This is a genomic window from Mycobacterium sp. 1274761.0 (assembly GCF_001668615.1).
Classification (GTDB): Bacteria; Actinomycetota; Actinomycetes; order Mycobacteriales; family Mycobacteriaceae; genus Mycobacterium.
Genome location: NZ_LZMC01000073.1, coordinates 76513 through 89334, shown reverse-complemented (window position 1 = coordinate 89334; position 12822 = coordinate 76513). Strand labels below are relative to the sequence as shown.

The 12822-nt window shown below is 67.3% G+C and carries 10 protein-coding genes and 1 tRNA gene; 7 read left to right on the top strand and 4 right to left on the bottom strand.

All coding sequences use genetic code 11. The features are described 5' to 3' along the window. Positions 1-70: 70 nt before the first annotated feature. Together A5651_RS15630 and A5651_RS15625 are read left to right on the top strand one after the other, a co-directional pair. Positions 71-2137: a DUF2232 domain-containing protein gene (locus A5651_RS15630; RefSeq protein ID WP_066982538.1), complete on the top strand. Its 2067-nt coding sequence runs from the start codon at positions 71-73 to the stop codon at positions 2135-2137. Beyond that, positions 2134-2967 carry an energy-coupling factor transporter transmembrane protein EcfT gene (locus A5651_RS15625; protein WP_066982403.1) on the top strand — a complete coding sequence of 278 codons (834 nt, stop codon included), beginning with the start codon at positions 2134-2136 and terminating at the stop codon, positions 2965-2967. Before A5651_RS15630 ends, A5651_RS15625 begins: the two co-directional genes overlap by 4 nt. Here A5651_RS15625 and A5651_RS15620 read toward each other — a convergent pair. The 3 genes from A5651_RS15620 to A5651_RS15610 are packed head-to-tail and all read right to left on the bottom strand — an operon-like array spanning position 2964 to position 5969. After that, positions 2964-4301 carry a sugar ABC transporter substrate-binding protein gene (locus A5651_RS15620; protein WP_066982400.1) on the bottom strand — a complete coding sequence of 446 codons (1338 nt, stop codon included), beginning with the start codon at positions 4299-4301 and terminating at the stop codon, positions 2964-2966. The genes A5651_RS15625 and A5651_RS15620 overlap by 4 nt on opposite strands. Further along, positions 4298-5125, bottom strand: coding sequence for a carbohydrate ABC transporter permease (locus A5651_RS15615; protein ID WP_066982397.1), 828 nt, complete (start codon positions 5123-5125; stop codon positions 4298-4300). The genes A5651_RS15620 and A5651_RS15615 overlap by 4 nt, the downstream gene beginning before the upstream one ends. After that, the gene (locus tag A5651_RS15610) at positions 5112-5969 is read right to left on the bottom strand and encodes a carbohydrate ABC transporter permease (RefSeq protein WP_066982393.1); all 858 of its coding nucleotides are present in this window, start codon (positions 5967-5969) and stop codon (positions 5112-5114) included. The genes A5651_RS15615 and A5651_RS15610 overlap by 14 nt, the downstream gene beginning before the upstream one ends. A gap of 61 nt (positions 5970-6030) precedes the next feature. Between A5651_RS15610 and A5651_RS15605 the strand changes: the two genes are divergently transcribed. From A5651_RS15605 to A5651_RS15595, 3 genes are read left to right on the top strand one after another with little or no spacing between them, the layout of a single operon-like run. Then, positions 6031-7548: a TldD/PmbA family protein gene (locus tag A5651_RS15605; RefSeq protein WP_066982390.1), complete on the top strand. Its 1518-nt coding sequence runs from the start codon at positions 6031-6033 to the stop codon at positions 7546-7548. Between the two features lie 2 nt (positions 7549-7550). Further along, complete coding sequence (locus A5651_RS15600; RefSeq protein ID WP_066982536.1) at positions 7551-8924, top strand: TldD/PmbA family protein; 1374 nt, start codon at positions 7551-7553, stop codon at positions 8922-8924. A 7-nt stretch (positions 8925-8931) separates the two neighbouring features. Next, entirely contained in the window at positions 8932-9711 is a 780-nt protein-coding gene (locus tag A5651_RS15595) for a carboxymuconolactone decarboxylase family protein (RefSeq protein WP_066982387.1), read from the top strand. A gap of 5 nt (positions 9712-9716) precedes the next feature. Here the strand turns inward: A5651_RS15595 and A5651_RS15590 are convergent, their stop codons facing one another. Then, entirely contained in the window at positions 9717-11660 is a 1944-nt protein-coding gene (locus tag A5651_RS15590) for a potassium transporter Kup (RefSeq protein ID WP_066982533.1), read from the bottom strand. Positions 11661-11740: 80 nt separating this feature from the next. Between A5651_RS15590 and A5651_RS15585 the strand changes: the two genes are divergently transcribed. Beyond that, complete coding sequence (locus tag A5651_RS15585; protein ID WP_066982384.1) at positions 11741-12370, top strand: nitroreductase family protein; 630 nt, start codon at positions 11741-11743, stop codon at positions 12368-12370. 67 nt (positions 12371-12437) lie between these two features. Next, positions 12438-12511: transfer RNA gene (locus tag A5651_RS15580), tRNA-Ile, on the top strand. The last annotated feature ends 311 nt before the right edge of the window (positions 12512-12822 follow it).

Here is a 12822-nt window from a genome sequence, read left to right as displayed (position 1 = left end):
CATGCCGCCGCGTGTCGACACTCACAGTGGCGACACAGGCTCGTCGAGCCGCGACTGGCAGAATCGTGAAATGACTGCGACCCACCACGCGAGCCGGGCTCGTCGTGCGGGATCGCTGCAACCGGTTGAGCTGGCACACGCCTCGGTGATGGCCGCGTTGTGCGCGGCCACTGCGATCATCGCTGTCGTGGTGCCCTTCGCCGGGGGCATCTCCCTGCTGGGCAACGTGCCAATGGGCTTTCTGGTGTACCGGTTTCGGTTGCGGGTGCTCATCGCCGCAACCGTCGCGGGCTCCACCATCGCGTTCCTGATCGCCGGCATGGGCGGCTTCATGACGGTGATCGACTGCGCCTATATCGGCCTGCTCATCGGGCTCATCCTGCGCCGCGGCCGGGGCTGGCCCACCGTCATCCTCGTCGGGCTGGTCGCAGGGGCGGTATTCGGCGGTGTTGTCGTCGGCGCGCTGGCGGTGCTGGTGCGGCTGCGCCACCTGATCTTCGAGTCGTTGACCGCCAACGTCGAGGGCATCGCCGCCTTCCTCACCCGCATCTCGGGTTGGTGGATCCTGCCCGACATGACGCAGTTCGCCGAGCGGTTGCGCAGCCTGTTCGCCACCGCGCTGGACTACTGGCCGTACCTGATCGGCGGGTCGTCGGTGATCTCCATCACCATTGTCATGCTGATCGGTTGGTGGGCCTTGTCACAGGTGATCAATCGCCTCGTGGTCATTCCCGACGTGCACAAGCTGGACCCGCCGTGCGACGGCGAGCCGGTGGCTCCGGTGCCGGTGCGGTTGACCGACGTCCGCTTCCGCTACCCGAAGAGCGACCACGATGCGCTCGGGCCGGTGAGTTTGAGTGTCGAACCCGGCGAACACGTCGCGGTGACCGGCCCCAACGGCTCGGGCAAGACGACGCTGATGCTGGTGCTGGCCGGGCGGGACCCGTCGTCGGGGACGGTCGAGCGTCCCGGCGCGGTGGGGTTGGGCCGTCTCGGCGGCACCGCGGTGGTCCTGCAGCACCCCGAGAGCCAGGTGCTCGGCACGCGGGTCGCCGACGACGTGGTGTGGGGGCTGCCTCCGGGCACCGTCACCGACGTGCACAAGTTGCTCGCCGAGGTCGGACTCGACGGGATGGCCGAACGCGACACCGGCGGGCTGTCCGGAGGGGAACTGCAGCGCCTTGCCGTTGCCGCTGCGCTGGCGCGGGAGCCGTCGCTGCTGATCGCGGACGAGGTGACCAGCATGGTCGACCAGGATGGCCGCGAAGCGCTGATGGGCGTGCTGTCGGGGCTCACCCAACGCCACCGCATGTCGCTGGTGCACATCACGCACTACAACGACGAAGCCGACTCTGCCGACCGCGCAATCGACCTCACCGGAAACGGGGGAGCAGCTGACAACACCGCGATGGTGGAAACCGCCGCCGCGCCCGAGGCGACGCAGCCGTCGGCGCCCAGTGGCGACGCGCCGGTCCTCGAACTCATCGACGTCGGCCATGAGTACGGCAGCAGCACGCCGTGGGCGAAGACCGCGCTGCAGAACATCAACTTCGCGGTGCACGAGGGCGACGGCGTGCTGATCCACGGACTCAACGGGTCAGGCAAGTCGACGCTGGCGTGGATCATGGCTGGGCTCACCACCCCGACGAGCGGACAGTGCCTGCTCGACGGCGCACCGGTGGCCGACCAGGTAGGCGCGGTGGCGATCTCGTTCCAGGCGGCCCGACTGCAGTTGTTGCGCAGCCGGGTGGACCTCGAAATCGCCTCGGCGGCAGGATTTTCCACGCGTGACCGGGCTCGGGTGAAACAAGCGTTGGCGACCGTCGGTCTGGATCCGGCGCTGGCGACGCGGCGGATTGACCAGCTCAGCGGCGGTCAGATGCGCCGGGTTGTGCTGGCCGGGTTGCTGGAACGCTCGCCGCGCGCACTCATCCTCGACGAGCCGCTGGCCGGCCTCGACGCCGCCAGTGCACGCGGACTGCTGCGACTGCTGGAGGATCTGCGCCGCAACGCCGGGCTGACCGTCATCGTGATCTCACACGACTTCTCCGGACTGGACGACCTGTGCCCGCGCACCGTGCGCCTGCAGGACGGGACGTTGGCGACCGCGCCGACAGCTGCGGGAGGTGTGGCATGACCGCGCCGACCCGCAGGCCCCAACGCAGGCCGGTGGTACTGCTGCGCCCGGTGCCCGGTACCAGCGTCGTGCACCAGCTGTGGGCCGGCACCAAACTCCTTGTCGTGGCCGGCATCGGCGTGCTGCTGACGTTCTATCCGGGCTGGGTGCCGATTGGCTTCATCGCCGCGCTGGTGCTCGTCGCGGCGCGGCTGGCCCGGATCCCGCGCGGCGCGCTGCCGTCGATACCGCGGTGGCTGTGGTTCCTGCTTGCGCTCGGTGGCGTCACCGCGGCGCTGGCCGGTGGCAGCCCCGTCATCGAACTGTTCGGGCTCAACCTCGGGCTGGGCGGGTTCTTGAAGTTCCTGCGCATCACCGCGCTGTCGATCGTGCTGCTTGCGCTCGGCGGCATGGTGTCGTGGACCACCAACGTCGCCGAGATCGCGCCCGCTGTTGCGACGCTTGGAAAACCGTTGCGTTTCTTCCGCGTTCCGGTCGACGACTGGGCGGTCGCGCTGGCGCTGGCGTTGAGGGCCTTCCCGATGCTGATCGACGAGTTCCGGACGCTCTACGCGGCGCGCAGCCTCCGTCCCAAGCCGGTGCTCACCACACGACGCGCGCGCAGGCGCCGCTGGGCGCTCGAGGTGATCGATCTGATCGCCGCCGCGGTGATCGTTGCGCTGCGGCGGGCCGATGAGATGGGCGACGCGATCACCGCACGTGGCGGTGCAGGCCAGATCTCAGCTGCGCCGTCGGGGCCGAAAAAGCGTGACTGGGTGGCGCTTTCGATCGTTCTGGCGGTGTGCGGTGCGGCGCTCGCGCTCGAGCTGACGCTGTTGGCGACGACCTAGCGCTCGGCCGCGGCGTTCGCGGCGGCCTGCGCCTCGCGCAGCGTGGTCGCCACATCGGAGCGGCCCAGAAACATCTCGTCGAAGTACGGCCGCAGCGCTTGGTAACCCGCGGGAAACCCGGGCCCGCCCGGGGCGCGTATGCGTGGTCCGTCGAGCACGCTGAAGAACGGCTGCACATCGACACCGCGCCGGGCCCAATAGTCGAAGTAGACGTGCTGGGCCGCCAGCACCGCGGGAATGGCCGCACCGCTGGCGCCGAGATACGAATTGCCGCGGGCGCTGCCCATCCACGCCAGCACGTGACGCACGGCGTCGGGATGTCCGGTGGCCGAATTGCCCGCGGCGGCAATGCCGTTGGTGACGCTCACCCGGCCGACCGGTCCGATTGGCATCGGGACCACACCCCACTGGAAGGGGGCCTGGTCGGCGATCGCCGCCAGGTTGTAGGTGCCGGACTGAAAGAGCGCCATCTTGCCCTGCAGGAACTGGTTGCGGGAGAAGTCACCGTTGCCGTTGGTGTCCGACGCGGGTGGCGCGACGTGCTCGGTGTTGATCAGGTGCACCAGGTAGTTAAATGCGGCGACCGCACCCGGATTGTCGAAGTCGAAGCGGTCGCCGTCGGAGAACCGGCCGCCGGCCGAGCCGATGAAGTTGAGGTAGATGCCCTGTAGATCGTTGGCCGCGTTGTAACCCCACTGCTGGACGCGGCCGGCGTCGAAGCCCGGTTCGTCGGCCCGTCGCCCGTCAGCGTCGACGGTCAGGCGGGTCAGCAGTGGCCGCAGCGTGTCGACCTCACCCGGCGACCATCGCATCGCCAGCAGGCGCCCAAGGTCCACGCCCGCCTTCTCGATCAGCTCGGCGTTGTAGTAGACGGCGATTCCCGCGTCGGTCAGTTGCGGCACCGCCCACAAGGTGCCGCCGCGGGTAAATTGCTTCACCACCGACTGGTCCCAGCCCGTTGCGGCGTTGGGCCCTGACTCTTTTCCGATATCCAGCAGCCGTCCGCTGTCGGCGTACTGCGCGAAGTACGCATTCGACAACCAGAAAATATCGTCGGCGCTGCCGCCCGCGGCGTCGGTACGCAACGTGTCGAAATAGGTGGCGTAGGCCAGCACGTTGAGCCGCACATCGATGTCGGGATGAATGCGGCTGAACTCGTCGAACGATTTCCGATAGGCATCAGCGACCTGCTCGTCCCACAGGCGCACGGTGACTACTGTCCGGCCGGCGGGCTCCGTTGACCTGCCCAGCAGCACCGCCGCGATCAGCAGCACGGCCATGGTCAGCGCCAGCGCCGCCGCGGCGAGCGTGGAAACCTTGAGACGAAAGCTCATTTGAGCCCCGTCACCACGATCGAGCGGACAATGTGTCGACCGAGGGCGACGAACAACACAAGGAGCGGAACGATTGCGACCGTCGTCGCGGCCATCACCACCGTCCACTGCGCGTTGTAGCGGGACTGCAGGGCCGCCGTCGCCACCGTCAACACCTGCCAGTTGCCGCCGCTGGTGATCACCAGCGGCCACATGAAGCTGTTCCATTGGCTGACAACGGTGATGAGCGTCAGCGTCACCAGAATCGGCTTGCTGGCGGGAATCACGACATGGGTGAGAATGTCGAGGGTGTTGGCGCCGTCGATACGGGCTGCCTTGATGAGATCGTCGGGAATCCCACGGAAGTACTCACGCAGCAGGAAGATCGCGTAAGGCGAACCGAACATGAACGGCAGCACCAATGCCCAAAAGGTATTGCGTAGACCGGCTTGGGCCATCATCAGGTACAGCGGCACGACGGTGACCGTCGCCGGAACCATCAACGTCGCCAGGTACACCCAGAACAACGCGCCGCGGCCGGGAAAGTCCAGTCGCGCAAACGCATACGCCGCCAACACCGAGAACGTGAGCTGGCCGACCAGGATGACAGCGGTCATCAGCGCGGTCACCAACAGCGCCCGGGCGAAGCCCGCGCCGGCCAACCGCGTGTAGTTCTCCAGCGTCGGAGGCTTCGGCCATGACAGAGGCGTGCCGGTGTTGAACTGCTCGGCAGAGGTGAAGGCTGTGAGCAGCCCCAGCGCGAACGGCGCCAGCGTGATCACCGCGCCCACACCCAGCCCGGCGTAGATCACCGGCGCCGACACCGCCCGGCTAAACGACGTCATAGGTGATCCGCCTGCGGAAGTAGAGGTGCTGTGCGATCGTCACCCCGACCAGGAGGGCGAACAGAACCGCGGCCATCACCGCCGCACGCCCGACCGCGGCGGCGCCGAACGCCTCGGCGTAGATGCGGTGAGCGATCAGATCGGTGCGCCCCTGCGGCCCGCCGGCGGTGAGTGCATAGACGGTGTCGAACACCTGCGCGGCGCTGATGACACCGGTGACCAGGACGAAAAACAGCGTCGGCCGCAGCATCGGCAGCGTGATTCGACGAAACCGCTGCCACGCGTCGGCGCCGTCGGTGCGGGCCGCGTCCTGAATCTCACCGGGGATCGCCAAGATGCCCGCCAGGAAGAACAGCGTCACGTAGCCCACGTTGGTCCAGATCGTCACCGCCGACACGACGGGCAGGGCCAGGTCCGGGTCGGTGAGCCACTCGATGCGGCGACCCAGCATCGCGCTGACAGCGCCGTCGGTCGGGGCCAGGATCCAGCGCCACAGCACCGCGATCGCCAGCGGGGCACAGATCCACGGCAGCACGTAGAGAGTGCGGAAGAAACCGCTGCCCGGCAGCCCGCGCGCCAGCATGGCGGCGGCCACGAGGCCGAGCAGCGACTGCGTGGGCACCACGATCGCGATGAACAGCGCCGTCACCGCCAGCGACCTGGCGAACGACGGGTCGGTCAACACCGAGCGCCAATTCTGCAGTCCGACATAGTGAATCGGGCCCAGCAGATCCCATCGGTGCACGCTGAGCCACGCCACGACCAGCATCGGCAGCACCAGAAACGTGACGACGCCGAACAGGCTCGGCGCCAGCAGCGTGTATGCCACCGCCGTCCTTCGCATCCGATTAGCGGCCACCGAGCCATTAAAGCGGGCCTGCGGCGGCGCAACTACGGTGATATCCGTGACAGCACCCCGTCAGGTTGATGCCGACTTTCTCGAGCTGCCGCGCCACCAGCTTGCCGATGCCGCGCTGTCGGCCGCGCTGGCCGCCGGAGCCAGCCACGCCGACCTGCGCATCCATCGCATCCTCGACGAGAGGGTGGCGTTGCGCGACGGCGAGTTGCAGACCTCAGTCGTCGACCGTGAGATCGGCCTCGCGGTGCGGGTGATCGTCGACGGGACGTGGGGTTTCGCATCGCACGCCGAGTTGGATTCCGACGTCGCGGCGCAGACCGCCCGTCGCGCCGTCGCGGTGGCGCGGGCGCTGGCACCCTTGAACGCCGAGACCATCGAGTTGGCGCCCGAGCCGGTGTACGCAGACGCCAACTGGGTGTCGGACTACCGGACCGATCCGTTCGCGATCCCGACGACGGCCAAGATCGACCTGCTCGGCGAGTACTCGGGACGGCTGCTGGCCGCCGACGGCGTCAACCACGTCTCGGCCAGCCTGCACGCGGTCAAGGAGCAGACGTTCTACGCCGACACCGCCGGGTCGTCCATCACGCAGCAGCGGGTCCGGGTGCAACCGACGCTGGAAGCCGTCGCCGTCGACGCCGCGGCAGGATCCTTCGAAACGATGCGCACGCTGGCGCCGCCGATCGCACGGGGCTGGGAGGCTGTCGACGGCGACGACGTGTGGCACTGGAGCACCGAACTCGCCGAGCTGCCGACCCTGCTCGCCGAGAAGGTCAAATCGCCGAGCGTGACACCGCGGCCCACAGATCTGGTCATCGATCCATCCAATCTGTGGCTGACAATCCACGAATCCATCGGGCACGCCACCGAATACGACCGTGCCATCGGGTATGAGGCGGCCTACGCGGGCACGTCGTTCGCCACACCCGACAAGCTGGGCACCATGCGGTACGGCTCGCCGGTGATGAACGTGACCGCCGACCGCACGCAGCAGTTCGGGCTGGCCAGCGTCGGCTGGGACGACGAGGGGGTGCAGGCCCAGCGGTGGGATCTGGTGCGCGACGGTATCTTTGTGGGCTACCAGCTCGACAGGGTGTTCGCCCCGCGGCTCGGGGTGGCCCGATCCAACGGCTGCTCGTATGCCGACTCTCCGCACCATGTGCCGATCCAGCGGATGGCCAACGTCTCCCTGCAGCCCGGGCCCGAAGATCTGTCCACCGATGACCTGATCGCTCGGGTCGAAGACGGCATTTACATCGTCGGCGACAAGAGCTGGTCGATCGACATGCAGCGCTACAACTTTCAGTTCACCGGGCAGAGGTTTTTCCGGATCCGCGAGGGCAAGCTGGACGGACAACTGCGCGACGTGGCGTATCAGGCGACCACCACCGATTTCTGGGGCGCAATGGAAGCGGTCGGCGGCCGGTCGACGTGGCGGCTGGGCGGTGCCTTCAACTGCGGCAAGGCGCAACCCGGTCAGGTCGCCCCCGTCAGTCACGGTTGCCCGTCGGCGTTGTTCCGCGACGTCAACGTGCTCAACACGCGCGCCGAAGGGGGACGGTGACCGTGATCGCCGCACAGCAGGTAATCGACATCGCGTTGGCTGAAGCGGCACGGTTGGGGAAGGCCGACGAGACGATCGTCATGGTCACCGACCGCAGCGACGCTGCACTGCGGTGGGCCAACAATTCGATGACCACCAACGGTGTTTCGGTGCAACGCAAGACGACGGTGATCTCGGTGGTGCGGCGTGGCGAGCGTGGGCAGGTGGCGTCGCTGACGTCCAGCGACGTGGATCCGTCGGTCATCGGCGGGCTGGTGGCCGCGTGCCAGGAGGCTGCGCTTTCGGCGCCGGAGGCACGCGACAATGCCCCGTCACTGCCCGGGGCAGACGCCGGAAGTGATTGGGACGCAGCGGTTCCCGAGACCGGTGTCGAGGCATTCGGTGACGTGGCCGATGCGCTGACACGCGGCTTCCCGCGTGCCGACCGGCTTTACGGCTATGCGCGGCACATCCTGGAAACGACGTTCGTGGCGACGTCGGGCGGTGCGCGTCGGCGCTACACGCAGCCGACCGGTTCCGTCGAGATCAACGCCAAGCGTGGTCCCGGAAGCGCCTGGGCGGGCGTCGGCACACCCCATTTCGTCGATGTGCCAACCGATCTCATGCTCGAGGAGCTTTCGACGCGGCTGGGTTGGGCGCAGAACACCATCGAGTTACCCGCGGGCCGCTACGAGACGATCCTGCCGCCGTCGGCGGTCGCCGACCTGATGATCTACCTGTCGTGGTCGATGGACGGACGGGGCGCGCAGGAGGGCCGCACCGCGTTCTCGGCCCCCGGCGGCGGCACCAGGGTGGGGGAGAAGCTCACCGACCTGCCGCTGACGGTGTACTCCGACCCGACGGCGCCCGGCCTGGAATGCCTGCCGTTCGTCGCGACGGCCAGTTCGTCGGAAAGCGTGTCGGTATTCGACAACGGCATGGACATCGGCCGTGTCGACTGGATCCGGGACGGCACTATCAACGCGCTGGCGTACCCGCGTGCGGCCGCCGCCGAGTTCGGCGCCCCCGTTGCCGTCGCCGCCGACAACTTGCTGATGACCGGCGGCACCGACACCCTCACCGACATGGTGGCGAGCACCGAGCGCGGCCTGTTGCTCACCACCCTGTGGTACATCCGCACCGTCGACCCGGCGGTGTTGCTGTTGACGGGTCTCACCCGTGACGGCGTCTACCTCATCGAGAACGGGCGGGTCACCGGCGCGGTCAACAACTTCCGGTTTAACGAGAGCCCGCTGGACCTGCTGCGCCGCGTCAGTCAGGCGGGCATCAGCGATGTCACGCTGCCGCGCGAATGGGGTGACTGGGCGACGCGGGCCGCGATGCCGTCGCTGCGAATCCCCGACTTCCACATGTCGTCGGTCAGCCAGGCGCAATAATGCGACGATGCCCGACGCGCTGAATAGCAAACTCGAGCGATTGGTCGCGCTCGCACCGTCCGAGCACGGACGGATCAACGCGTTGGTGCGCCGCACATGCGCGGCTGCATTGTCGTTGCCGGCCCTGCCCGCCGACACCGCCGTCGACGGCCCCGCCGATGAGGCGGAGGCGGTCGCGGTGGAGTTCGCCGAACAGTTCAGCGTCGACGTGTCCTCGATCAGTGACGATCTGCGGGGCCGGTTCGCCTCCGCGCTGGGTGCGTCGACGCTGCCCGTGGTGATCATGACCTATTTCGCCGACTTTCTTCCGAGAGTTCGCGCCGGTCTCGAAGCGCTGGGCCTGCCGGTGCCGTGGGGCGACACGGTGGTGTGGGACAGAGACGCCGATGTTGGCGACGCGCTGTTCGGCCAGTTCCTGCCGCGCGTCGCCGAGCTGTGCGAACTCGACGCGCTGACAACGGAAGTCGTGCGTCTGCGCGGCGCCGCCCAGCACAACTGCCGGATGTGCAAGGCTCGTCGGGAAGAAGACGCACTGCAGGCGGGCGGAACCGAAGCGCTATATGAGCAGATCGCCTGGTATGACACGGCAGACGCGCTGGCCGACCGGCACAAAGCCGCGCTGCGTTACGTCGACGCGTTGATCTGGACGCCGGCTGCTATCGAACCCGACGTGGCAGACGGAGTGCGGGCGCATTTCACCGGGGCGGAGGCGTTCGAGTTGACCGTCGACGTTATGCACAACGCCGCCAACAAGATTGCCGTGTCCCTCGCGGCCGATGCGCCCTGACGGGCCTACACCTCGATACGCGAACCCATGATCACAGTCCGGTCGCGGGGGAGGCCGAACCGTTCAGCGGCGTCGGCGGTGATGTAGCTCGTCGCGATGAACAGCCGCTTGCGCCATGCCGCCATCGTCTTCTCCCGGCCCCTGACGAGTTCGAGCTTGGACAGGAAATAGGACGCCTCATCGATCACGATCTTGCCCTCGGACTGTTCGGGGGTAAGGCTGCGGAGCGCATCGAGAACGCGGGTCTTCTCCATGTAACCGTAATTGGCTGTGACGAAGACGATCCCGTCGCGCTTGTAGCCGAGCGCGTCCACCTGAATGCGCTCGCCTTCGGGCGCGCGGGGCATCGGCAGGGTCTCGATGGACACGATCACCACGTGCTTGTGCAGGACATGGGTGTGTTCGACGCATGTCCGCATCGCCAGCGGTGCCGTCTCCTTCCCGCGGTTGAGGAAGACTGCGGTGCCCGGCACACGTACGAGCGGTGGATCGCAGCGGCGGATCTCCTCGATGAACGTGTTCAGTGGCCCTTCGGTGTGTTCCCGTGCCGCGGTGACGATCTCACGGCCCCGATGCCAGGTGATCATCACGGTGAAGGCAGTGAGCCCGATGGCCAGCGGCAGCCAAGCCCCGTGAATGACCTTGGTCAGGTTGGCCGCGACGAGGAGCAGATCGATCGCAAGCAGGATTCCGCCCCCGATGGTCACCAACCACAGCGGGGCATGCCACCTGGTCCGCGCGTAGTACAGAAACAGCAACAGGGTGATCGTGATGGTGCCGGTCACCGCCATCCCGTAGGCGTACGCCAGCCGTTCGGAGCTACGGAATGCGAGCACCAGTGCGAGCACCGCGACGGTCAGCAGCCCGTTGATCCACGGCACGTAGATCTGGCCCTCGGTCGAGGCGGAGGTGTGAATCACCCGGATCCGCGGCAGATACCCGACGCGGGCCGCTTGCGACGTCACCGAGAATGCGCCGGTGATCACCGCTTGCGATGCGATCACCGTTGCCGCCGTGGCCAGCAGCACCATCGGCCATAGCGCCCAGCTGGGGATGAGCAGGAAGAACGGCGCGCGCATGGCCGTCGGGTCGCCGATCAGCAGCGCGCCCTGGCCCAGGTAGTTGAGGGCCAACGCCGGCAAGACGACAAACAGCCAGGCCCGGGTGATCGCCTTGCGGCCGAAGTGGCCCAGGTCGGCATAGAGCGCCTCGGCGCCGGTGACGGCGAGCACGACGGCCGTCAGCGAGAAAAAGGCGATTCCGAAATGCCCGACCATGAAGGTCAGCGCGTAGGTCGGCGACAGCGCCTTGAGGATCTCGGGGTGGGCGATGATGCCGGTGAGCCCGCAAGCGCCGATGGCGAGAAACCATGCGACCATGACCGGCCCGAACGCGCGTCCGACGACGGAGGTGCCGTGACGTTGCACGTAGAACAGCGACACGATGATGACCACGGTGATCGGCACGACCCAGTGCTCGAAGTCCGGGTCGACAACCTCGAGCCCCTCGACGGCGCTCAGCACCGAGATCGCTGGGGTGATCATGCTGTCGCCGAAGAACAGCGATGCGCCGAAGACGCCCAGCGCCGCGAGGATCAGCGCGGTGCGGTGGCGGGTCTCCGAACCCCATCGGCGGAGGAGGGTGATCAGCGCCATGATGCCGCCCTCGCCGTCGTTGTCGGCACGTAGCACCAGGCTCACGTAGGTGAAGGTGACTATGATCATGATCGTCCAGAAGATCAGGGAAACGACGCCGTAGACGTTGTGCGCATTAAGCGGGACCGGGTGGGGATCGTCGGGGCTGAACAGTGTCTGGATGGTGTAGATCGGGCTGGTGCCGATGTCACCGAACACCACACCGAGCGCGGCGAGGACGACTGCGGGCCGGATCGACTTCCCGACAGCGGTATGCGCCGACGGTGCGGCTTCGGTGTTGGTTTGCGACGCCATGGTCGGTTTGATGGTAGATCGCCAGCCGTCGGCTAGCCGGTAACCGGCGATTCCCATGCGACACGGGCAGGATTGAGCGCATGGATATCGAAGCGGTTGACGCGGTGCTGACGACGACGCGGGCGGTCCGGCGTCGCCTGGACGTCAGCCGGCCCGTCGAGCGGGAAGTCATCATGGATTGCTTGCGCGTCGCAGTTCAGGCGCCGACGGCGAGCAACTCTCAGAACTGGCGGTGGCTAGTCGTCACCGATCTGGATAAGAAAGCCGCGATCGCTGATATCTATCGCACCTGCGGCGAGGAGTATCTCGCGCACGCAGCGCGCACGACGGAGGACCCGCAGACCAGAAGGGTCTATGAGAGCGCGTACGCGCTGAGCACCACGCTGGCACGGGTGCCGGTGCACGTGATCCCATGTGTCGAGGGCCGCTTGGACGGCGCTCCGCTGGTCATTGCGGCGGCGGGGTGGGCGTCGATCATCCCAGCGGCGTGGAGTTTCATGCTGGCGCTGCGGGCGCGCGGCCTGGGATCGGTGTGGACCACATTGCACCTGTCCAAGGCTGACGAGGTCGGCGAATTACTCGGGATTCCAACCGACGTGACGCAAGTCGCTTTGCTCCCCGTGGCCTACACGATCGGCACCGATTTCAAGCCGGCCGTCAGGCCGCCAGTCGAGAGCATCACGTCGTGGAACACCTGGGGTAGCCGGTGAGATGATGGCCGACCGGGCAGCAAGCGTCGGTCGCCGGGTTGGACGCTAGTGTCTAATGCTGCGACAAGGGGCGGTAGCTCAGTTGGTTAGAGCCGCGGACTCATAATCCGTTGGTCGCGGGTTCGAGCCCCGCCCGCCCCACCGTAAAGGGGTTTATTCCGTCGGGTGTGTTTGCGCTCGGCTGATGGCCCGCGAGCGCACCCGAACGATCTGTGATGGAGCGTCACACCGGTGACCGGGCGTCGGCCTGCGGCCGATAGGCGGCAGCGCGAGCTGACTTGGCGCCCGCGAACCGGGGGATGAGGTGCTCTGGTGTTCGGATTGCGTCAGGGGTGATGTGCGCGCTCTTCCAACGGCCGTCTCGCTGTGCACGGTCGGCGGGGCCGAGCCGACTCGAAATCCGGGCGACAGCGCGCCTCTAATAGCCCGCTCTCCGTCGCCGCCATCCTTTG